20 protein-coding genes, 1 tRNA gene and 1 pseudogene are annotated in these 21,615 nt (G+C 70.9%); 7 read left to right on the top strand and 15 right to left on the bottom strand.

Annotation, left to right across the window (positions count from 1 at the left end; genetic code table 11):
* The 4 genes from IO39_RS59985 to IO39_RS49740 form a co-directional block, all read right to left on the bottom strand.
* A partial coding sequence (locus tag IO39_RS59985) for a hypothetical protein (protein WP_043641221.1) occupies positions 1-1,162 on the bottom strand: 1,162 nt, incomplete at its 3' end.
* The gene (locus tag IO39_RS49745) at positions 1,114-5,049 is read right to left on the bottom strand and encodes a LamG-like jellyroll fold domain-containing protein (protein WP_043641220.1); all 3,936 of its coding nucleotides are present in this window, start codon (positions 5,047-5,049) and stop codon (positions 1,114-1,116) included. The genes IO39_RS49745 and IO39_RS59985, both read right to left, overlap by 49 nt.
* 615 nt (positions 5,050-5,664) lie before the next feature.
* Positions 5,665-6,288 carry a hypothetical protein gene (locus IO39_RS55795; protein WP_157549948.1) on the bottom strand — a complete coding sequence of 208 codons (624 nt, stop codon included), beginning with the start codon at positions 6,286-6,288 and terminating at the stop codon, positions 5,665-5,667.
* A gap of 124 nt (positions 6,289-6,412) precedes the next feature.
* Entirely contained in the window at positions 6,413-6,703 is a 291-nt protein-coding gene (locus tag IO39_RS49740; protein WP_043641217.1) for a hypothetical protein, read from the bottom strand.
* A 454-nt stretch (positions 6,704-7,157) separates the two neighbouring features.
* Between IO39_RS49740 and IO39_RS57325 the strand changes: the two genes are divergently transcribed.
* Complete coding sequence (locus IO39_RS57325) at positions 7,158-7,577, top strand: PASTA domain-containing protein (protein ID WP_211267444.1); 420 nt, start codon at positions 7,158-7,160, stop codon at positions 7,575-7,577.
* 71 nt (positions 7,578-7,648) lie between these two features.
* Here the strand turns inward: IO39_RS57325 and IO39_RS49730 are convergent, their stop codons facing one another.
* Positions 7,649-7,807 carry a hypothetical protein gene (locus tag IO39_RS49730; RefSeq protein WP_157549947.1) on the bottom strand — a complete coding sequence of 53 codons (159 nt, stop codon included), beginning with the start codon at positions 7,805-7,807 and terminating at the stop codon, positions 7,649-7,651.
* A gap of 885 nt (positions 7,808-8,692) precedes the next feature.
* Positions 8,693-8,767, bottom strand: a tRNA-Val gene (locus IO39_RS49725).
* A gap of 469 nt (positions 8,768-9,236) precedes the next feature.
* Between IO39_RS49725 and IO39_RS49720 the strand changes: the two genes are divergently transcribed.
* Entirely contained in the window at positions 9,237-9,653 is a 417-nt protein-coding gene (locus IO39_RS49720; protein ID WP_020547189.1) for an SsgA family sporulation/cell division regulator, read from the top strand.
* A 244-nt stretch (positions 9,654-9,897) separates the two neighbouring features.
* Here IO39_RS49720 and IO39_RS49715 read toward each other — a convergent pair whose 3' ends face one another.
* Complete coding sequence (locus IO39_RS49715) at positions 9,898-10,521, bottom strand: DUF305 domain-containing protein (RefSeq protein ID WP_043641213.1); 624 nt, start codon at positions 10,519-10,521, stop codon at positions 9,898-9,900.
* Positions 10,522-10,601: 80 nt separating this feature from the next.
* On the opposite strand from IO39_RS49715, the gene IO39_RS49710 reads away from it, so the two are divergent.
* Positions 10,602-11,987: an LVIVD repeat-containing protein gene (locus IO39_RS49710; RefSeq protein WP_043641211.1), complete on the top strand. Its 1,386-nt coding sequence runs from the start codon at positions 10,602-10,604 to the stop codon at positions 11,985-11,987.
* 37 nt (positions 11,988-12,024) lie between these two features.
* On the opposite strand, the gene IO39_RS49705 is transcribed toward IO39_RS49710, so the two are convergent.
* The 4 genes from IO39_RS49705 to IO39_RS49690 form a co-directional block, all read right to left on the bottom strand.
* A complete protein-coding gene (locus IO39_RS49705) occupies positions 12,025-12,495 on the bottom strand; it encodes a hypothetical protein (RefSeq protein ID WP_043641209.1) in 471 nt (156 codons plus the stop codon).
* A 184-nt stretch (positions 12,496-12,679) separates the two neighbouring features.
* Positions 12,680-13,510 carry an aminotransferase class IV gene (locus IO39_RS49700; RefSeq protein ID WP_211267443.1) on the bottom strand — a complete coding sequence of 277 codons (831 nt, stop codon included), beginning with the start codon at positions 13,508-13,510 and terminating at the stop codon, positions 12,680-12,682.
* Positions 13,507-14,457 (bottom strand): chorismate-binding protein, encoded by a 951-nt coding sequence (locus tag IO39_RS49695; RefSeq protein WP_245642713.1) that lies wholly within the window; start codon positions 14,455-14,457, stop codon positions 13,507-13,509. The genes IO39_RS49700 and IO39_RS49695 overlap by 4 nt, the downstream gene beginning before the upstream one ends.
* 29 nt (positions 14,458-14,486) lie before the next feature.
* Positions 14,487-15,422 (bottom strand): LysR family transcriptional regulator, encoded by a 936-nt coding sequence (locus tag IO39_RS49690; RefSeq protein ID WP_043641205.1) that lies wholly within the window; start codon positions 15,420-15,422, stop codon positions 14,487-14,489.
* 57 nt (positions 15,423-15,479) lie between these two features.
* On the opposite strand from IO39_RS49690, the gene IO39_RS49685 reads away from it, so the two are divergent.
* Entirely contained in the window at positions 15,480-16,739 is a 1,260-nt protein-coding gene (locus IO39_RS49685; protein ID WP_084774824.1) for a Rid family hydrolase, read from the top strand.
* Between the two features lie 12 nt (positions 16,740-16,751).
* On the opposite strand, the gene IO39_RS49680 is transcribed toward IO39_RS49685, so the two are convergent.
* On the bottom strand, positions 16,752-17,069 hold the full coding sequence (locus tag IO39_RS49680; protein WP_043641200.1) for a helix-turn-helix transcriptional regulator: 318 nt from the start codon (positions 17,067-17,069) through the stop codon (positions 16,752-16,754).
* Between the two features lie 250 nt (positions 17,070-17,319).
* On the opposite strand from IO39_RS49680, the gene IO39_RS49675 reads away from it, so the two are divergent.
* Positions 17,320-17,667, top strand: a complete 348-nt coding sequence (locus IO39_RS49675; protein WP_043641198.1) for an STAS domain-containing protein — start codon at positions 17,320-17,322, stop codon at positions 17,665-17,667.
* A 77-nt stretch (positions 17,668-17,744) separates the two neighbouring features.
* A complete protein-coding gene (locus IO39_RS49670) occupies positions 17,745-17,954 on the top strand; it encodes a hypothetical protein (protein ID WP_043641196.1) in 210 nt (69 codons plus the stop codon).
* Positions 17,955-17,966: 12 nt separating this feature from the next.
* Here the strand turns inward: IO39_RS49670 and hutH are convergent, their stop codons facing one another.
* From hutH to IO39_RS49655, 3 genes are all read right to left on the bottom strand, one after another.
* Positions 17,967-19,517 carry a histidine ammonia-lyase gene (gene hutH, locus IO39_RS49665; protein ID WP_043641194.1) on the bottom strand — a complete coding sequence of 517 codons (1,551 nt, stop codon included), beginning with the start codon at positions 19,515-19,517 and terminating at the stop codon, positions 17,967-17,969.
* Between the two features lie 17 nt (positions 19,518-19,534).
* Complete coding sequence (locus tag IO39_RS49660; RefSeq protein WP_043641192.1) at positions 19,535-20,242, bottom strand: ArsR/SmtB family transcription factor; 708 nt, start codon at positions 20,240-20,242, stop codon at positions 19,535-19,537.
* An 81-nt stretch (positions 20,243-20,323) separates the two neighbouring features.
* Positions 20,324-20,875, bottom strand: a complete 552-nt coding sequence (locus tag IO39_RS49655; RefSeq protein WP_043641190.1) for a hemerythrin domain-containing protein — start codon at positions 20,873-20,875, stop codon at positions 20,324-20,326.
* Between the two features lie 475 nt (positions 20,876-21,350).
* On the opposite strand from IO39_RS49655, the pseudogene IO39_RS58695 reads away from it, so the two are divergent.
* Positions 21,351-21,615, top strand: a pseudogene (locus tag IO39_RS58695) (hypothetical protein); the annotation flags it as partial.

The following is a 21,615-nucleotide window of genomic DNA, read 5'->3' as shown; positions in this document are numbered from 1 at the left end:
CGGGTTGGCCGAGGTCAGCGTCTTGAGCCGGTCGGCCGGGTCGTAGTCGTAGGTCAGGGACCGGCCGCTGACCGCGTCGGTGAACGTCTTGAGCCGGTCGGCGGCGTCCCAGCCGTAGCCGGTGGTGCCGTTGACGTCCTGCTTCTGGGTCGGGTTGCCGTAGGCGTCGTAGGTGAAGGCGACCGTCTGCGTGCCGCCCTTGGCAATCCTGGTGAGCAGGCCCCGGTCGTTGTAGTCCAGGCTGTAGTCCCCGAGGACCGTGCTGCGGCCCGCCGCGTCGTAGTCGAAGGTCCACTCGGGCGTGGCCGCCTCCGCCCCCGAGCCGGTCTGCTTGACGATGCGGCCGAGCGCGTCGTAGGCGTGGTCGATGGGTGGCCCGGGTCAGCGAGCCGGTCACGTCATACCCGTACGTCGTCGTGATCGACTTGCCGTCCGCGACCGGCTCCACCAGCTCCGTCAGCAGGTCCGTTGCGTCGTACGCGCTGCGGATGGTGTGACCCTCCGGAGTCGTCTCGGAGGTCTCATTACCGTCCTCGTCATAGCCGTAGGTCGTCGCCCGGAGTTCCTTGCCGGTGTCGTCGGTCTCCTTTAGCGTGACCTGCCGGCCGGCCAGGTCGTACTCGCTGATCGTCGAGTTGCCCAGCGCGTCGGTGACCCTGATGGAGCGCCCGGCCAGGTCGTAGGCGTAGGAGGTGGCGTTGCCCGCCGGGTCGGTCTCCTTGGTGATCTCGCCGGCCGCGTTCACCTCCCACGAAGTGGTCCGGTTGAGCGGCCCGATCTCCTTGGTACGCGCCCCCGCGTCGTTGTACTCCAGCCGGGTGACGAACGCCTCGGCCGCCGGCTTGCGCTCCAGCACGGTCGTGGTGTTCATCCGCCCGAGACCGTCGTAGGTGCTCTCCACCCGCGCCCCGGTCGGGTCCACGGCGGCGAGCAGCTCCCCGGCCAGGTCGTACTCGTACACCCACTGACCGGCCGGCCTGCCCGTGACGGCGGGCTCGGTCACCCGCACCCGGTTGCCCAGCGCGTCGTACTCCGTCGTCCACGTCGAACCACGCGGATCGGTGTACTTCGTCACCTGACCCGCCGGGTTGTACGCGAACGCCTCCTTCGGCGTCAGCGTCTGACCGCCGGGCTGCGCGTAGGCCGACCCGGTGACCGACACCAGCCGGCCCCGTCGTCGTTGTAGGCGAACTCGACGCTCTCCGCGCGCCCGGTCCCGCCCTTGGTCCTGGTCGCCTTGACCAGGTTGCCGTTGGCGTCATAGGCGTAGGTGCTCTTGCGGGCCAGGCCCGAGGGGTCGAACGTCTCGGAGGTCAGCCGCCCCGCCGCGTCGACCACGAAGCCGACCCGCTCGATGCCGCCGCCGCCGACCACCTCCACGACGTTGCCCGCCGCGTCATACGTGTTCCGCTCCAGCACCACGTCCCGGGGGGTGGTCTCGGCGTTCGGCTTGACGTCGTCGGCGATCACCTCGTGGAGCCGGTTGTCGCCGCGGTAGGTGTAGCGGGTCTTGCGGCCCATCTCGTCCACCCGGGCGCCCAGCCGCCCGCCGGGGTCGTACGAGAACGACTCCAGCACCACGTCCACGGCCGGCTGCGGCGAGACCGGGCTGCCCGTCCAGCCCTTCAGGGTGCGCGTGGCCAGCTCGCCGCGCTTGGAGTAGCCGAACTCGAAGCGGCTGCCGAGCTCGTCCACCATGCTGCTCTGGTCGCCCCGCGCGTTCCACTCGTAGGAGACCTTGCCGCCCTCCGGCCCGGTCACCGTCTCCACCCGGCCGAAGTCGTCATAGGTGTAGGTGACCGTGCGCGCCGGGTCCCCGCCGGTCAGGTCGGAGGCCGTCTCGGTCAGCGGGTTGCCGTCCGGGTCGTAGGTGTAGCTCAGCTCCGACGTGTGCGTGACGCCGGTGACCTCGTTCCTGACGCCGGGCCCCTTGTGCGACAGCACCCGGCTCTCACCGTCGTAGGTGAACGACGTGGTCACCCCGTCCGGGTGGGCCGAGGACACCTCGGTCTTGGACACCACCCGGCCCAGCGCGTCATGGCCGTACTTGATCACCAGCCCGGCCGGCAGCCGCACCTCGGCCTGGTCGCCGGAGGCCGTGTAGGCATACGTGGTGGTCTTGCCCCGGTAGTCCGTCTCCGACTTCACCAGCCCGGCCGGCGTCGTGCCGCCGCCCACGGCGGGCTCGGTGCCGTCGGTGTAGGCGATCGTCGAGGAGCGTCCGCCGGGGAAGTCCGGCGTGGCCGGGGTGGTCTGCTTGACCTGCTCGCCGAAGGAGTTGTACTCGAACGCGGTCGCGTACGTGTTGTCGTACGAGGTCGTCGAACGGGCGTCGCGCACCTTGACCACGCGGTCGTTGCGCGGATCGAGCTCGTTGGCGGTGTTGAGGTAGTACTCGGTGCGGACCGTCTGGCACCTGCTCGCGTTCTCGCAGGTGGTCGTGCTGATGATGTTGCCGCGTTCGTCGTTCGCCCGGGTGACCTTGTTGTTGTTCGGATCGATGACCTCGGAGGAGAAACCGCCCGTGTCGTAGGTGAAGGCGGTCTTGTACCCCAGCTGGTCGGTCACCGACACCTGCCGGTAGCCGCGCCAGGGGTCGTACTCGAACTTCAGGTCGTTCTGGAACGGGTCGGTGACGGTGACCGTGCTGGTCCACTTGGTGTGGTCGAGGACGGGAACGCCGATCTTCCACGTTCCGCCGTCGGAGTCGGTGTGCGTGCTCAGCCGCCCGGTGGCCGGGTCGTACGTGTTGGACATCCACGTGCGGCCGGACGGCAGCGTGATCTTCGACAGGGAGTACGCCGCCTCCGCCCGCGCCTCGAAGTGGCTGCGCACCTCGGCCGCGGTCAGGGCGCGGCTGTAGAAGGCGACCTCGTCGATGGAGCCCTGGAAGCCGAACTCCTTCGGCTGGGTGACGCCGGCGGGCGTGCCCGGCAGCGACGAGTCGGCCGCGCCGGTGCCGATGACCGAGCCGTTGACCCAGTCCCAGTCCTCCACGCCGATGGGCTGGGTGCCGGCGGCCGTGCCGTCCACGTACAGCGTGGTGACGTCGTCGGCCGCCGTGATGACCGCGTGGTGCCACTGGCCGTCGTTGACGGCCTGCTGCGAGGCCACCGGAGTGCCACCGGTCTCCGTCCCGTGGATCTTGAGCATGCCGCGCAGCCTGCCGTCCGTGCCGACGTACAGGCCGGGCACCCCGAGACCGGGCGAGGAGGGGTTCCACGAGCCCATCCCGTACCCGCCGCGCGCGGCCCAGTAGATGAAGCCGGACTTCGTGGTCTTGAACCACGCCTCGACCGACATCTGGTCGCCCAGCTTGGGCAGCATCGGGCCGGTCTCGAAGTGGGAGGAACGCCCGCTGCCCTGGAACGTGACCGCCGCGTTGGTCGTGCCGGCCAGCGCGCCGGGCTGACCGGTCAGCACCCCGCTGCCGAACGTCCGGCACCCGACCGCGTCGGCCTCGTCGGGCAGGCACTTCACAGTGCCCATCTCCGGCCAGGTCTCGGTACGCACCTCGCTCAGCCGGAAATAGTGCACCGGACGGGAGTCCAGCACCGTCTCCCGGTAACGGGAGGCGCTGTCGTAGGCGTACACGGTGCAGGCCGTGGTCTGGCCGGGGGCGCACACCTTGGCCAGGCGATCGCCGTCGTAGTGGTAGGTCCAGGTCAGTGGCGCCCCGCCGACCGGGTCGGTGGTCACCGTGGTGACGTGATCACCCGTCCAGGCGAACGTCAGCGAACGCCCGCCGTCCGCGGTCACCTTGATGAGCCTGCCGTCGGTGTAGCTGAGCTGCTGACCGCGGCCCCGGCTGTCGGTCACCTTGAGCAGGCGGCCCTGGACGTCGAAATCGTAGACGGTCGACTGCTTGTCCATCAGCTTCCAGCCGCCGTCGGCCTGCTTGGTCAGCGTGAAGTGCATGCCGGGCGGGGACTGGTAGGTGCTCTTGCCGAGGTGCCGTACGAACCTGAGCTGCCGCCCGTCCGGATAGGTGAGCAGCAGCGACTCCGGCGTGCCGCCCTGAGACTCGATCTTCATGTCGAAGCGCGTGGACCAGCCCGCGCCGAACATGGCCTTGGCCCGCCGGTCCAGGCTGTTGTAGGAGCGCACCACGGTCAGCGGGACCGCCCCCGCCGCCGCGACCGACGCGTCCGTGACGGTGGTGGTGTAGTTGCCGGCCACCTGGTGGAACTCCTGGCCGTCGACCCCGCTGGTGGCCAGCAGCGAGCTCACCAGCGGCTGGCGCACACCGGTCGTGAAGTACATGTCGGTCAGCACGCTGGTCGCGCCGGTCGTCTTGTCCCGGGCCCGCGCCTCCCAGGTGTAGGTCTTGCCCCACCCCAGCTTGCCGGCGGGCACCGTCCAGAACGGGTCAGTCCACCCCAGCCAGGGCGAGGTGGTGCACGTGCCCGTCCCGCCGGTGCTGGTCTCCTCGCAGATCTTGTACTGACGCTCGACCTCCCACGGTGGGGTGGAGCCGTAGCCGTACGCCTCCAGCCGGAGCTGCGGGGTCAGGGTGTCGACCTGGACGCCGCTCACCGGCTGCGTCGACCACAACGCGGGCGGATCAGCCGCCGCAGCACCCGCCGTAATGCCCGCATCCCTGCTTACGGCCGTGCCTGCGGCCGTCACCTTGTCCGCCGCCTTGTCCGCCGCCTTGTCCGCCGCCGCCTGCCGCTCGACTCCCCTGGCCGCGAGGCTCCGCTCGACCCCGTCCCGGGGCATCCCCGCCTTCGGACGCTCCCGCCCCTCGGCACGGCGCTCGCCGGCATAGAGCCGGTCCGGCCCCAGGGCGCCCTTGGGCGGCTTGATCCGGGCCTTCGCCTGTACGCGGTGATCCGGCTGGGTGACCGAGGTGGGAACCAGGACGGGCGCGACTCCGGCGCCGCCCCGCTGCTGCTTGGGCGTGTCCACGTTCACGTCCGGCTGCCGTACGTCGGCCGCCACCGGAAGAGCGGAAAGCTGCAGCAGCCCCGGCATCACGAACGCCAGGACCGCTAAGACGAGCTTGGCCGCCGAGAGACGATCAGCCCAGCACCGCTTCCCGGACATGCGTCATCACACTCCGACCCACAACGAAGGGCATTCACCTCGGCGAATGCCGGACGTCGCTCCCACCTCTGCGCAGCAGGAACGAACGTCCTGACTCTCGAGGATCAGAGCCTTGACCAAACGGGCAAAGCGTAACTATCCGCCGATCACCCGACAAGAGCCGCTTTCGCGCCCAAGTCAACACGGAATGCGACTTACCACATCAAGCCCTCCGATACCTCCAAGCCGACCCCCCAAAGACCCACCCCTCCCCCAGCTCTGCACCACACATAGCCGCCCGCAGCAGCCGAAAGGCGGGCCGACGCACCCAAGCCATGGAGCGAGACTGTGAGCCGGCCGATGCGTCGCGGCGGAAGTCGCGGATTTCTCTACACGGCGGATTTCCTACAGGGCGGGCAGCTGTCGGCTGCACTTTCGAGAGGTATGAATCCCCCTGGCGTTGCCGCATTCTTGCGTCGATGGTCAGAAGGTGCACTGGGCCCAGATCATCATTCCCGGATTGTTCGCCCTGGCCGGTGCCGTCATCGGCAGCCTCGCCTCTCTCATCGCCCGTGAGGCCGTGGTCAAGCTGCTCAGGCTTGATCCCAAACCCAGCCAGGAATTCGAACACCGGGCTCACGGGGCCATGCGGCGCGGACTCCCGGACCCCCGGAAGAAGAACGACCCGCACAGGAACTTGACGACGCATGGCTCAAGGAGCGGAACAACCGGCTTCTGCAGCCGCAGGTGATCATCGGTGAATTCACCGATGACGATTTCCGCCAGCGGCTCAAGGGCATGCATACGACTTTGGCCGGCGCGAACTCCTGCCGGGAGTACATCGGGGCCGTCGAAGCTGCAGAAGCAAGAGCTCGAGAAGCTCAGAAAGCAAAGCCGGAGGCCCGCGCCCATGAGGGCGAGGGTTCCTCCTGACAGCAGAAACGGCCCGGCATGGCGCAGGACGTCCATCGCACCTGCCGAGGGTTCTATGCGTGGGTGGAGCAGACGCGGCCCGGCGGCGTGATCGTGCTGCCGTGGCATCCCGGGTTCGGCGCCGGCCACGCCCTCCGCCTCGAAGTGCAGAGCGACGGCACCGCGCAGGGCCGTGTCGTGGGCGGCGCCGCGTACATGATGATGCGCTCCCAGCGGGTACGGCCGGACGCCGAACCCGGACACGGCCGCCGCCGCTACTGGACGGCGCTCGACCCGCGCGCGCTGGACGACCTGTCCGCCGGCGCGGATCTCGCCATCACCGGACAACGTCCTACGGCAGGCGTGATCGGGGTCCGCTCCGGGCACCCAGAACCCCCGAAGGCGGCCCCGATGAGCGGACAGGACCGAAGAGACCAGAGCGGCGAGTGGCGTCTCGTCGCAGGGCGACCGTTCAGTCCTGGATCTGCACGCAGTCGGTCGCCCACAGGGATCGGGTCCCCGTGTTGGTGATCTCCGCCGTCCGGCAGAAGTGATACGCCGGCGGCGCCGCGATCGTCACGTCGACGCTGCCCGTCCCTCGGCATCCGTGGCCCAAGAAGTCGTAGTTCAGCCCGACAGGCGGGAACGTCTGGCCGCCGAGCAGGCACACGTAGTCGTAGGCCCGCGCGTGTGCCGGTACGGCCAAGACGGAGGTGGCCAGCAGCGCCGCACCGACGGCGGCGGCGAAGCGTTTGACGGTCATGCCTCGACGGTAGAAGCGGCGGCCGGCCCTTCCCAGATGCGATCTGTCACCAGCGGGTGTGCATTTCACACACGCGAAAGAGCCGGCCCCCTGAAGAGTGGCCCGCCTCTCGTGTCGGCGTCGCCTTCCCCGGGGTGTGCGGTTCCGGCGAGCCGCTCGACGACCGAACCCCAGACTCACCTGGACATTCCCATCGCGCGTAAGGCCGGCTCCATGCGGGCGGTCCCGCCCTGCCCAATCTACGGACATCACCGCGGCGCCGACCCGATCAGCTCGGCTGGGGTGATGTGGCCGGCAGGACCATCCGCCTATCCAGGGCGACGTTCTGGCCGGGCAACTGCCCGGGCAACTCAAGGCAGCGGGGCCCGCCGAGACAACACTCCGTGACAACCTGATCACACTTTCCGGCGTCTCATCTCCTGTCACATCCAGCCCCGAGCCACAGGAGTGCCCGTTGCCCAAGCGTCCCGCTCTCGCCGTCCTCGCGACCGCGTTCCTGACCGCGTGCGGCGCCGGCACCGCGCCGGCCGCGCCCGTCGAAACCGTTACCGCGACCGTCCAAGCCACCCCCACCCCCACCCCCACACCCACCGCAAGCCCGGACGAGACCGATCCGCCCAAGCGCGAAGGGTCCCCGAGCGAGGCTGCGGAAGAGAAGAGGTTGCCGAACGTGGTCGGCATGAACCTCCAAGAGGGCCAGGACACGCTCCAGGCGGCAGGCTTCTACGTGCTCAACGACAAGGACGCCACGGGACAGAACCGGCTCCAGGTGCTCGACCGCAATTGGGTCGTCACCAAGCAGACGCCACCCGCTGGGCGGAAGGTGAGCACGGACACGCTGATCACGCTGTACGCCAAGAAGATCGGCGAGTAGAAGACGCGGAAGGAGCATCCCGGCGTTGGAGAGCACGAGCCCTCGCCACACCAGGCGAGGGCTGTTCCATGTCAGTACCGCCACTCCTTCGTCTGCCCCGCCCGCAGGCCGGCCATGAGGTCTACGCCCTTGGGGCTGGCGTGGGCGGCGGAGGAGCCGACGCCATTCTTCGACTGCTGCTCGCGCTCCAGCGCCGCACCATGCTTGCGGGCCATCTCCAGCTCGGACATGGGCCTGCTGGCCGCGACCTCCGCCTCGCGGGCACGAACCGCAGCAGGCGGCAAAAGGCCCGCTCAGAGCGGGCTTCCTCGCCGCCTGCGCCGCCCACCCGGGCGCCGGCCTCGCGCCGACTGCAGCACCACCGACTGTCACCCATGCCACGCGGGATGCCATGACTCGCCGGATCCGAAGTGAATGGTCTGACCTGCCAGATCAGGCCCGTGCCGCGGTCGAGGCGCGCACCGGCCCCGTCGCCGCCGCACAGTCGGCGGAGATCGGGCTGACCACAGGCGTCGCCGCCACCATCACCACCGGCGCGGGAGCCGTCTTCTTCGTCAAGGCGGCCCCCGCCGCTGCTCCCGCCGCCAGGCACCTCCTGCACGAGCGCGCCGCCGTGCGGGCGCTACCGGGCGACGTCCCCGCGCCCGCACCGCTGTGGGCAGGCGACACAGACGGCTGGCATGTGCTCCTGTTCGAGCACGTGCCCGGCACAGCCGCGGACCTGTCGCCCGGATCTGGCGACGTTCCCGCCGTGCTGGACGCCGTCGCCTCCATCTGCCGCCCATGCCGTGGCCTGCCCCGCCCGCGTCCGGGAAGATCGGCGGCCTGCTGCGGGCCACCGGATGGCCGTTGCCGGCCCCAGCCTTCTTGCGGGCAAGCGGCTGGAGATGGCGGCAGCGTGCCGGAGGTGGGTGGAGTACCGCACTCGCTGACATGCCGAGAAGCCCTCGCCCGATCCGTGGACCAGGGCGAGAGAGTTTCTCGTCGCAGGGCGATCGGTCCCGGTGGAGACTGCGCCCACGTGAACGGCAGGGCACTCCCATTTCGCTCCCGCGGTCGGACATCCCGGACAGCGAAAGAGGCCGCTTCCCGAGTGGGAAACGACCTCTGATCTGTGGTGGGCGATACTGGGATCGAACCAGTGACCTCTTCGGTGTGAACGAAGCGCTCTCCCGCTGAGCTAATCGCCCGCCCCTGCCGGCTCCTTGCGGTGCCGACGGGGAAAACCATACCGCACTCCCGCACCCACGGCGAACCGAAACCCTCCGGGGGCGATCAAGGAGGCCGGCGGGTGGTCCCGGTGAGCCCGTCAGAGGGATTCGGGTGAAACGCGGCGGTTGCCCATCGGCGCGGCGGGCGGGTGGCATACCATCGTCGTGTCCCCGAACGCGACGGCCAAGATCTTCAGTCAGGAACGTTCATGGGCGGCGTGTCCGGGGCAGGCTCCACAGCACGCAAAACCCTTGCAAATACGACCCGATTGATGCCGTTTAGCCTGGTAGATGCCTAAATGTCCAGCTGTGATGTGCGTTACAGAACGCCCTGGGAGCGGAATCTTTCCTACAGGTTTCTTCGTTCCGCGTCATAGCTCAGGACGAAGTCCGTCAGAGCAGTGAAAGCCCCGAAGAGGGGACCTACGACGAAAAGGTTTGGCTGACGATGAACAGCACCACCGTCTCCGCCGAGCTTGGCCTTCGGCTTGTGGTCCCCGACCGTACTACCGTCCCCCTGCTCGCCGGACTGAGTTACACAGCCGACGATCCGTACGCCATCCGCATGGCCTTCCACGTAGGGAACGACGAGCCGGTCGAGTGGATCTTCGCCCGCGAGTTGCTGACCGTGGGCATCGTGAGGCGTGTCGGCGACGGCGACGTGCAGGTCTGGCCCGCACGCGCCGACGGCGAGCGCACGCTCCACATCAGCCTGACGTCTCCCTTCGGGCAGGCGTTGTTCGAGGTGCCGCTGGCCCCGCTCACGGAGTTCCTCCACCGGACCTACGAGAAGGTGCCTGCCGGCCGGGAGACCGACTTCATGGATCTCGACGCCGAGCTGACCAACATGCTCTGGCCGTCCTGACCCGGCAGGGCACGCGCGGCAGTCGTCCGGCAGTCTCTCGAAGAGGCCGGACGTGATCATGCAAGGGGAGGTTCCGCCCGCCGGAGCCTCCCCTTACGCCTGGAAGCCCTCCGGCCCGCCCTCGCAGCCGGGTGAGCTCTCTCTCCCGGCTGCGAGCCCGCCCGGTCGCGGCCCCTCCCGCACGCGAGCTGGACCGGACCGGTCGCGGCCCCTCCCGTACGCGAGCCGGCGAGGGCCGCGCCGGTCACGCGCGGAGTGACGCCAGGAGCTTGCGCATGCGGTCGATCTCGAGGCTCTGCCCGGCGTAGACATCCTTGGCCAGCAGCCGCATGCGCTGATCCCGCCCCCCGGCCAGCTGCTCCCCCGCCATCTTCACCGCGCCCTCGTGGTGCCTGGTCATGAGCTGCAGGAACAGCCGGTCGAAGGGCCCTCCCCGGGCCGCGCGCAGCGCGTTCAGCTCCTCCTGCGTCGCCATGCCGTAGCCCGCCATCCCCTGCTCGTGCCCGTGTCCCGCCGGGACCGTGCGGCCCAGCTCGGCCAGCCAGCTCGTCATCGCCCTGATCTCCGGGCCCTGCGCGGCGGCGATCTGCCGGGCGACGGCGCGGATGGACTCGTTGGTCGTACGGGCCTCCACCAGCGAGGTCATCTCCAGGGCCTGCCGGTGATGCGGGATCATCCGCTCCGCGAACCGGACGTCGGCCGCCACGGTGGGTGACGGCGTCGGCCCGACCCGCTCCCCCGGCGTCGCCGTACGGGCCGGCGTGCCGGGGCCGCCCGGCACGATGACGGGCGCCTCGGTACCCACGGGGGACGGCCCCGCCGGCGCCTTGGGCTGCTGCGAGCAGGAGGCGAGGACAAAAGTAGTCATAACCGCAATGAAGACCGTACGCGGCCCATAACCTGCTGACATAGCTTCCATAGTGAGCTACGAGACAAAGGGGATGCGCGTTGATCTCTGCCAAGTTGCGCGGAGCGTTGTTGTGTACGGTGCTGTTGCTGGCGTCCGCGTGTGCCGCGGAACCGTCGGCGACGGAGGAGCCGGCGCCCGCCACCACCTCGCAGGAGACCAGCGCTCCGGCCGGTTCGACCGCCACGCTGAGCCCCGGCGCCGTGGCCATGAGTGACAACGTCAAGCACGTCGCCAACCTGCCGAGGACGGGCCCGCTCAGCGGAGAGGGCAACCTCAACACCGACCTGGCGTTCCAGGGGGACTACGCCTACATGGGGAACTTCGGCGGCTTCGCGATCTATGACATCAGCGAGCCGACGAAGCCGCAGCTGGTCAGCCAGGTGGCCTGCCCGGCGCAGCAGAACGACGTGACCGTGTACGGGGATCTGCTGGTGCTCTCGATCGACGAGCCGCGCGACGGCCCGGAGTGCGATTCGGGCGAAGGCGAGCGGCGCTGGGAGGGCCTGCGCATCTTCGACGTCAGCGACAAGAAGAGCCCGCGGTACGTGGGCGCGGTCCAGACCGACTGCGGCTCGCACACGCACACGATGGTCCCGGACGGCGAGACGCTGTACGTGTACGTCTCCTCCCCCGGCCCCGAGCCCGAGTCGGAGACCTGCCGGCCGCCGCACGAGCTCATCCAGATCGTCGAGATCCCGACGCGGTCGCCGCAGTCGGCGAAGATCGTGAACAAGCCCAACCTCTTCCCCGACCGCGCGAACTCCGAGTTCTCCTCCGGCTGCCACGACATCACCGCCTTCCCGCAGAACAAGGTGGCCGCGGCCGCCTGCTTCGGTGACGGCGTGCTGCTCGACATCTCCGACCCGGTGAACCCGAAGGTGCTCCAGCAACTCACCGACCGGGAGAACTTCCAGATCTGGCACTCGGCCACGTTCAGCAACGACGGGAAGAAGATCGTCTTCGGCGACGAGCTGGGCGGCGGCAGCCAGGCCACCTGTGACCGCAACACGCCGAGCACCAAGGGCGCCAACGCCGTCTACGAGCTGGTCAACGGTCAGCTGGAGCGGCGCGGCTACTTCAAGATCCCCCGGGAGCAGCAGGAGAACGAGAACTGCGTGGCCCACAACGGCTCCCTCATCCCGGTGGAGGGCAAGGACATCATGGTCCAGGCGTGGTACCAGGGCGGGGTGTCGATCTGGGACTTCACCGACTCCGCCAGCCCGAAGGAGATCGGCTTCTTCGAGCGCGGGCCGATCGAGGGCGGCATCGCGGGCTCCTGGTCGGCCTACTACTACAACGGCTACATCTACTCCAGCGACATGACCGAGGGCCTGGACGTCCTGGAGATCACCGACCCGCTGACCGACCCGGCCAAACAGGTCACGATGGACGACTTCAACGTCCAGACCCAGAAGGTCTACTGACGGCCGGGCGGCCCGCCCTCAGAAGCGCGGCCGGCCGTCATGAGGGCCAGCAGCGCTCCGACCGCGCCGCCGCCCGCGCGATGGCGGCGCCGTCGAGCGTGACGGCCGTGGGCCCGATCCCGGCCCACGGCCATTCCACGGTGAGCTGGAGGTCCGCCGCCGGCGGCAGCGGAGACAGCCACAAGGGCATCTGATACAGCGTGTACGCCGCATCGCCGCGCACCCCTCCCGGAAACCAGGAAAGGCACGGCGGAGCGCAGTGGCGATCGTCGCCGGAGGCCACTTCGGCGCCGTCCGGATAGCGCAGCACAAGGTGCAGCGACATGCTCTCCTCACCGGAGAACGCGGCGTCGAGCTGGAGCGCCAGGCCGCGCGGAGCAGCGGCGTTCCGTGCCACGACGTCGAGGCTCAACAGGCAGCCGACGTCATAGGCGGCGATCATCGGAAGCAGGACGGCGAGCGCGGGAGTGCGTGCCAGCACGCGCTCCACGGCCACGATCGCGCCCATTCTTGAAATCGGCGGCACCTGCGCGCCGCCATCCCCACTCATCAAGAACTCTCATCGGGTCCGGGCGAATCTGCGCGAGAAGCGTAACCCGCTGCAGCGAGGCCCGGAGGCGAACCCGAAAATACAGGGCGAATCCAGGGCACGCCCCCCGCGCTCACTCCGGTCCAGGCCGATGACCGAGCGCCTATGGGTCGAGGTCGGCGGCGGAGCGCTCGGCGAAGACGCGCATGGCCTTGGCGGTGATCGGGCCGGGCGCGGCCGGCAGCACTGTGTCGTCGACCCGCCGGATCGGCTGGACGTCGCGCGTGGTGGAGGTGAGGAACGCCTCCTCGGCGTCGTACAGGGCCTGGAGGGGCACGTCCACCTCCTCGGCGCCGCACCACTCGACCACCAGGGCCCTGGTGACGCCGGCCAGGCAGCCGGAGCCGAGGGTGGGCGTGAGCAGGCGGCCGTCGCGGACCACGAAGATGTTGGAGCCGGTGCCCTCGCACAGGTCGCCCGCGAGGTTGCCGAAGATGGCCTCGCCGCCGCCGCGCCTCTTGGCGTGCAGCAGGGCCTTGGCGTTGTCGCCGTAGGAGGTGCTCTTGACGCCCGCCAGCGCGCCGCGCTCGTTGCGGGGCCAGGGCACGACGGCGACGTCGGCGGTGGCGGGGAACGGCTTCTGCTCGTCCACGATGACGACGCTGGTGGTGCCCTGGTCGCCGCGGTCGGAGCCGAGCGGGCCGGGGCCGCTGGTGTAGGTGACGCGGATGCGGCCCAGCTCCCAGGCGGGCGCGGCGTCGAGCAGCTTGGCGATGCCGTCGGCGATGGCCTCGACGTCGGGGTCGGGCAGGTCCATGCGCTGGGCCGAGAGCGTGAGCCGGTCGAGGTGCCGGGTGAGCGCGAACGACCTGCCGTTCACGATCTTGATGGTCTCGAAGACGCCGTCCCCGACCATCAGCCCGTGGTCGAACACGGACACGGTGGCCTGCGCGGGGTCGAGCAGCTCGCCGTTGACCCAGACAGGGATGTTCATTCAGTTCCTCCTGTGGATGCCAGCGCGATCAGCCTGGCTGCTTTGAGCTCGGTCTCGAGCCACTCGCGCCCGGGGTCGCTGCCCCAGGTGATGCCCGCTCCCGTGCCGAACCGGATCTCGCCGGAAGAGATCCAGAATGTTCTGATGCCTACGGCCAGCGCCGCCCTGCCTCGGTCGGCGTCGACCCAGCCCACGGCCCCACAGTACGGCCCGCGGGGCACCCGTTCGAGCTCATTGATGATCCGCAGCGCGGACGATTTGGGCGCGCCCGTGACAGAGCCGGGCGGGAAAGTGGCCGCGAACAGCTCCGGCCAGCCCGCCCCGGGCGCGAGCCGGGCGCGGACGGTGGAGACGAGGTGGACGAGCCCGGGATGCTCCTCGACCTCGCACAACGACGGCACCTCGACCGAGCCGACGGCCGCGACCCTGCCGAGGTCGTTGCGGACCAGGTCGACGATCATGACGTTCTCGGCGTAGTCCTTCTCCAGGAGGTCGTCCGCGGTCGCGCCCGTGCCCTTGATCGGCCGGGACTCCACGACGTCGCCGTCGCGCGACAGGTAGAGCTCGGGCGAGGCCGAGACCACGCTCAGGCCGGGAAGCTGGATCACGGCCGCGTACGGCGCCGGGTTGCCCTCGGCCAGCCTGGCGGCCAGGGCGAGCGGGTCGGCGCCGGGCGGGACGGGCGCGCTCAGGATGCGGCAGAGGTTGGCCTGGTAGACCTCGCCCCGCTCGATGTGGGCGCGGATGGCGCGCACGCCGCTCTCGTACGCGGCCCGGTCGAGGGAGCTGCGCCACTGGCCGGGGCCGGGGCCGTGCCAGGGGGCGGCGGGAGCGGGCAGGGGTGACCTGCGCACCCGGTCGAACCGGGCGCACGTCACCTTGCCCTCGTAGTCGACCACGACGGCCCACCAGCCCTCCCCGTCGAGTGCGGCGAGGTCTGAGGTCACGTCACGCAACCCGCTGGCGAGAAAACCGCCTAAGTGGGCGAAACCGTCGTACACACCTCCCATTCTCCCAGCATCTCGACCAGCTCCAGCGCGGCGGGCAGTGGCGACTCGGGCAGGGCCGCGTAGACCTGGCGTGCGGGGGTCGTACCGCCTCTGAGTGGTTTGAGCACCAGATCGGCCGGTACGGCGCGCGCCGCCAGCTCCGGCACCAGCGTCACCCCGAGCCCCGCGGCGACGAACCCGAACTTGCCCGACCATTCCGCCACCCGGGGCCCGCTCCGCGGCGTGAACCCGGCCGCCGCGCACGCCGCCACCAGCAGGGTCGGCTGGCCGCGCGGGGCGGCCTCGATCCAGCTCTCCTCCGCCAGGTCGCGCAGGTCCACCTCGGGCCGGCCGGCCAGCCGGTGGCCGGCGGGCAGCGCGACCAGCAGCCGGTCCGTGCGCAGCGGCACCGTGCGCGCCCCCTCGCCGGGCAGCCCCGCCGGGTAGTCGCTGATCACGGCCACGTCGAGCGCCCCGGCGCGCAGCAGCTCCATCAGCCGGGAGCTGAGCCCTTCGGTCAGCCGCAGCTCGACGCCGGGCCGCCGCTCCAGGAACCGCTTGAGCGTGCCCGGCAGCAGATCGATGTTGGCCGTGGCGAACGAGCCCACCCGCAGGATGCCCCCGTGCCCCCGGTGGATGGCGGCCAGCTCCTCGCCGGCGCGTTCGAGCCGGTCGAGCACGGCGGCGGCGTGCCGGTGCAGCGCCCGCCCGGCGGGCGTGAGGCGCACGCCGCGGGCCAGACGCTCGAACAGCGGCCCTCCCGCGGCGCGTTCGAGCGCGGCGACGCGGCGGGAGACCGCCGACTGGGTGTAGCCGAGCAGCTCGGCGGCGGCGGTGAAGGAGCCGCTCCGGGCGACCTCGTCGAAGAGGCGGAGCGTGGCGGTGTCAAAGGCATTCGTGTCAAAGGCATTCGTGTCAGGCATGGCTGCCATGCAATGTAGTCGGTGGTGGAATGGCTGGCCTGGCTGTTCACTGGGGGCGTGATTGCTTTTCTCGGACAGGGACGCATGGGCGTCCCCATGGCCCGGCGGCTGGCCGGGGCGGGGCACGAGGTGACGACGTGGCGGCGCGCGGACGGCGTGCCGGTGTCCGCCGCGGTCAAGGACGCGGAGCTGGTCATCACGATGCTCAGCGACCCGGCGGCGGTACGGGAGGTGCTGACGGCGGCGCTGCCGGGGCTGCGGCCGGGGGCGACGGTGGTGGAGATGTCCACGATCGGGCCCGAGGCGGTGCGCGGGCTGCGCGAGCTGCTGCCCGCGCCGGTGGCGCTGGTGGACGCGCCGGTGCTGGGCAGCGTGGGCCCGGCGGCCGAGGGCACGCTGACCGTGCTGGCCGGCGGCGACCTGTCGGGCTGCCGCGAGGTGCTGGAGGTGTTCGGCTCGGTGCGCGCGTGCGGGCCGCTCGGGTCCGGCGCGGCCATGAAGCTCGCGGTGATGAGCGCGCTCGTCCCGGCCCAGGTGCTGCTGGCCGAGACGTTCGCGTACGGCGAGGCGCACGGCGTGGACCGCGACACGCTGATCGACGTGTTGTCCGGCACCCCGCTGGGCACGCTCGCCGAGCGGCTGCGCGTGCCGGCGGAGCGGACCCGCTACTCGCTGGCCCACGCCGCCAAGGACCTGGAGCTGGCGGCATGGCAGGGCGCGACGCTGGCCGCGGCGGCCCGCGCCAGGATGCGGCAGGCGCGGGCGGCCGGGCTCGGCGAACGCGACCTGACGGCCATCGCGCGGCACGTCGCCGGGCGGGCCGGCGGGCCCGACGGAGCGGGCGCCCGGACGGCGCCGGGCGAAGGGGACGGCCGGGCGGCGGCGGGCGAAGGGGACGGCCGGGCGGCGGCGGGAGAGGAAGGCTGCCGGGTGGTGCCGCTGAACCTCTCGACGATCCCCGCGACGAACGGCAACTACTCGCACGCCGTCCGCGTGGGCGACATGCTGCACGTGTCCGGCCAGGCCGCCTTCGACGAGCAGGGCAGGGTGGTGGGCGAGGGCTCGATGACGGCCCAGGCCGAGCACGTCTTCGAGGTCGTCTCGCGCATCCTCGCCGACCAGGGGGCCACCTGGAAGGACGTGGCGTTCATCAGGACGTACCTGACGAACATGGACGACCGGGCCGAGTACGCGCGGGTGCGCCGCAGGTACATCACCGGCACGCCGCCGGCCAGCACGACCGTGGAGGTGTCGAAGCTGTTCATGCCGGGGCTGCTGCTGGAGGTGGAGCTCGACGTGGCGCTGCCCGCCCGCTGAGCCGGGCGGGGCCTACCCGCCGGACTTCGGCAGGTCGTGCTGGGCGAACATGTCGATCAGGAGGCGGACCGGCAGGTCCGCCTCCGTGCGGTAGCGGAAGTGCGCCTCGAGATTGAGGCTGTATTCGTTGCGCCGGCCCACCCGCTGGATGGTGACGTAGCCGGCCTGGTGCAGATCGGAGACGATGCCCTGCACCGCCCGGTCGGTGATGCCGATGCTGCCCGCTATGTCACGCACCCGCGCCTGAGGATCGCGGGCGATCTCCAGGAGCACGCGGGCGTGATGTGTCAGGAAGGTCCAGGTGCTGGGGCGGTTGACGGACGTGCTCACAAACCTCCCCTTTTACCACGCCCGTACGCTCGCGAGGGCGGCATGGCCGGGCACCTGCGTAGACTTTAATCACACGAAGGAATCTTCCGGTATTATCTTTCGCGCATTATGCTTCAGAAGAGGAGAATCGAGACACCCCTCCATGCCCGAGAAGGACACCATGACCGTTCACAGCGCTTGCCTGCCTGACGACGGCCTCGAGCCCGTCAGGACTCCCCTTACGCTGGGGTCCCATCGCCTGGACGGTGGCGTGCTGATCACGGTGATCGGCGAGGTGGACGCGACCAACGCCGGCCTGCTGGAGCGGCATGTCCGCCAGGAGTCGCTGCCGGGCCTGCCGGCGGTGATCGACTGCCGGCTGCTGACGTTCATGGACAGCGGCGGCGTGCGCGCCCTGACGAATCTGCACGCCACCCTGACCGAGCAGGGCACCACCCTGCACCTGGCGGGCGTCCACGGCCTCCCGGCCCGGCTGCTGCGCATGACCGGCACCTGGCCGCTGCTGAACATCCACAGCAGCGCGCCCGCGGCCATGCTCACCATCCTCGGTTCCGGCCAGGCCACGCGGACGGCCGATGACGTGCCTCACCTCTGCTGAACGGTTTTGAAGCGCTCTTTTTCGGAAAGAAGCCTGCACGATTACGGCTGGTTTTGATTCGACCCCCGGGAGACCTCATGCTCACGCCCACGGCCCCCACCCCTTTTGACGCGACCGAGAGTGACCCGGCCACGACGGTGAGCCAGCTACGCGGGCCGCGCATGCGCTGCTCCGCCGACCCCTACGATCTGACCGGCAGCGCCCACATGTGGAACGAGTTCGGCGAGGACCACCGGGGCACGATCTACCGTTGCGAGATCTGCGGCGTGATGGACGTGGGCCCCTGACCGGGGCCGCACCTAGTCGAGCGGGCCCGTGACCGTCTCCGCCGCCGCGACCACGCCGCCCTCGGCCACCAGCCGCACGGCGGAGTCGATCTCCGGGGCGAGGAACCGGTCGGGGCCGGGCGCGGGCACGGTCTCGCGCAGCGCCCTGACCACGGCCGCCGTCGCCGGGGCCGGCTCCAGCGGGGCCCGCAGGTCCAGCGCGCGGGCGGCGGTGAGCACCTCGATCGCCAGCACCCGGGTGAGCCCGTCCACCGACTTGCGCAGCTTGCGGGCGGCCGACCAGCCCATGGAGACGTGGTCCTCCTGCATGGCCGAGCTGGGGATGGAGTCGACGCTGGCGGGCACGGCCAGCCGCTTCAGCTCCGAGACGATGGCCGCCTGGGTGTACTGAGCGATCATGTGGCCGGAGTCCACGCCGGGGTCGTCGGCCAGGAACGCGGGCAGGCCGTGGTTGCGGGCCACGTCCAGGAAGCGGTCGGTGCGGCGCTCGGACATCGAGGCCAGGTCGGCGGCCACGACGGCGAGGAAGTCCAGCACGTACGCCACGGGCGCGCCGTGGAAGTTGCCGTTCGACTCCACCCGGCCGTCGGCCAGCACGGCCGGGTTGTCGATGGCGCTGGCCAGCTCCCGCCCCGCCACGGTGGCGGCGTGCGCGATCGTGTCGCGGGCGGCCCCGGCGACCTGCGGGGCGCAGCGCAGCGAGTAGGCGTCCTGGACGCGGGTGCAGGCGGCGGGGTCGCGGTGGCTGGCCATGACGCCCGAGTCGCGCAGCACCCTGGTCATGTTGGCGGCCGAGAGCGCCTGGCCGGGGTGCGGGCGCAGCGCCTGCAGCTCGGGGGCGAAGACGCGGTCGGTGCCCAGCAGCGCCTCCACGCTCATCGCGGCGCTCACGTCGGCGGTCCTGACGAGCCGGGTGAGGTCGTCGATGGCCAGGATGAGCATGCCGAGCATGCCGTCCGTGCCGTTGATCAGCGCCAGGCCCTCCTTGGCGGCCAGCTCGACGGGGTCGATCCTGGCCTGCTTGAGCGCCTCGGCCGCGGGCTGCACGTTGCCCGAGGCGTCGCGCACGACGCCCTCGCCCATGAGCGTGAGCGCCACGTGCGCCAGCGGCGCCAGGTCGCCGGAGCAGCCCAGGCTGCCGTACTCGTGCACGATCGGCGTGATGCCCGCGCTGATCAGCGCGGCCAGCGTCTTGGCCGTGGCCGGCCGGACGCCGGTGTGGCCGGTGGCCAGCGTGCTCAGGCGCAGCAGCATGAGCGCGCGCACCACCTCGGTCTCCACCTCGGGGCCGTTGCCCGCGGCGTGCGAGCGCACCAGCGAGCGCTGGAGCTGGGCGCGCAGCGCCGGGTCGATGTGGCGGGTGGCCAGCGCGCCGAACCCGGTCGAGATGCCGTACGCGGGCACGGGGCTCTCGGCCAGCTCGTCCACCCGCTGGCGGGCGGCGGCGATGGCGGCAATGGCGTCGTCGGTGAGTTGTACGGGGGCGCCGTGGCGGGCCACCTTGATGACGTCGTCGAAGGTCAGCGGCTCCGGACCGACGTTCACGACCTCGTTGTCGCGCATGTTGGCGTCTCTCTCGCTTAGGTAACCGGCGTAACCGATGTTAGCTCCTTACTTGCGAACAGCTCCTCCAGCCCCTCCCGGCCCGCGTCCGTGAGGATCACCGCCCTGGGCACGCTCCCCCGCCGGTACCAGCCGCGCTCGAACAGCACCTCCGTGACCGCCGCCCCGAGCGCCCCGCCGAGGTGGGCCCGGCGCTCGGTCCAGTCCAGGCACTCCGGCGCGAACCGCCGCCGGGACGCGCGGGCGCCCGCCACGTCCACGCCCAGCCCCGACAGCAGCCGCTCCCCCGCCTCGGTCACGTCGTGCCCGTCGTAGTAGCCGCCCTCCTTGAGCCGGTCGAGCAGGCCCACCCCGGCCCGGCCGGCCAGGTGGTCGTAGCAGGTGCGGGCCTCCTCCAGCTGCCGGGCCTGGCGCGACTGGCGCAGCGAGCGCACCGGCGGGCGGGCGCTGATCCCGGCCAGCGCCTCCAGCACCTCGGCGATCTCGTGCCCGGCCAGGCGGTAGTAGCGGTGGCGGCCCTGGCGCACGACGCCCACGAGCCGGCCGTCGAGCAGCTTGGCCAGGTGGGCGCTGGCGGTGGCGGCGCTGACCCCCGCCACCCTGGCCAGCTCCCCCGCCGCCAGCGCGCGGCCGTCGAGCAGCGCGGTGAGGATCGCCGCCCGGGTGGGGTCGGCGATCAGCGCGGCGACGGGGGCGATGTCGGCGTCACGGACGATGGGTTCCATGCCTGCGACGCTAGTACCCCGACATTTCGCCCGCCGCCTAAGGGCCCCCACGGTCCCGGGAGCGCCGCCCCGGCCGGAGGATCAGCGTTTCCCGAGCCCTTTGCGGATCAGGTCGCGGGCCCGGTCCATGAGCGCCAGCGGCGTGCCCAGCAGCACGTTCTTGGTCGCGGACTCGGTGCCGGGGTGCGGGCGCACCGGCGCGATCGCCTCGGCCGCGCGCACCGCCGCCGCCATGGTGCGCCGCTCCACGGTGGAGGTGTGCTGGCGCAGCCGGGCGAACTCGTAGCGCTCCTCGCTGCGGGCGTGCGTGGTCACGGCGGTACGCAGCTCGGCCAGGCCGTCCCAGAACCCCGGATGGTCCACCCCCGCCTTGTGCAGGTCGAGGAGGAGTCGCTTGGCGCGGTTCTCCTCGCGCAGCCGGTCGGCCACCACGCCCTGACCGTTGTCGAGCTTCCTGCGCGCGTACGGGTGCACGATCTCCTCCTCGGCCGTCTCGTGCACGGACAGCAGGCGCGTCAGCCGGTCGAACGCCTCCCCGACCTTCTCCGCGGGCGCCCGCTCCACCTCGTCGAACAGGTCCCTGATCCGGCCGTGCTGAGCCACGAGCAGGTCGATGACATCTTGTTCAGCCACGTGCGGGCCCTACCCAGCCGCGGGGCCCCGACGCTCCCCGTTACCGAACACGGGCCGTTCGAGGACCGAACGCGGAGGTTGCCGGCCCCGGCCCCGGGTACGCGCAGCGACATGGCCTTCGACCCACTCCAGGAGCGGGGTATCCCGCTGGACGAACAGCTGCGGAACTGGCGGGAGCTGAACGTCACGCCCATCGATCCCGACCACGCCGACCCGTACACGCGGTGCCGGATCATCACCATGAACGGGATCGAGGTGGAGGCGATCCTGTTCAACCACCACCTCGCCCGCCACTGCCCCGATCCGGAGCTCAAGCGGCAGCTCGCCCGGGTGCGCTACATCGAGGCGCAGCAGCAGAAGGCGGTCAACTGGCTGCTGCCGGGGGTGTCGTCGGTGCTGGAGACGACGATCGCCTACGAGCAGGTGGCCGTGGACCTGACGGCGTGGGTGGCCCGGATGGAGCCGGCTGTACGAGATGATCGAGCACCGCAAGGCCGAGAAGATCGTCGACCAGCTCACCGAGGTCATGCCGGGCCGCCCGACCTACCTGCACCACCGCGACCCGATGGACAACGTGCGCCGGCCGTACGAGCGGGGCGCCACCGAGCCGCTGTCCCGCCTGCACGCCCTGACGATCATGGCGGCCGAGCAGCAGACGATGAACTTCTACATGAACGTCGGCCCGACCTACATGGAGCCGATCGCCCGCCAGCTCTACCAGGAGATCGGGCTCATCGAGG

Source organism: Nonomuraea candida, from assembly GCF_000725485.1.
Lineage (GTDB): Bacteria > Actinomycetota > Actinomycetes > Streptosporangiales > Streptosporangiaceae > Nonomuraea > Nonomuraea candida.
This window is presented reverse-complemented; position numbering and strand designations above follow the sequence as displayed.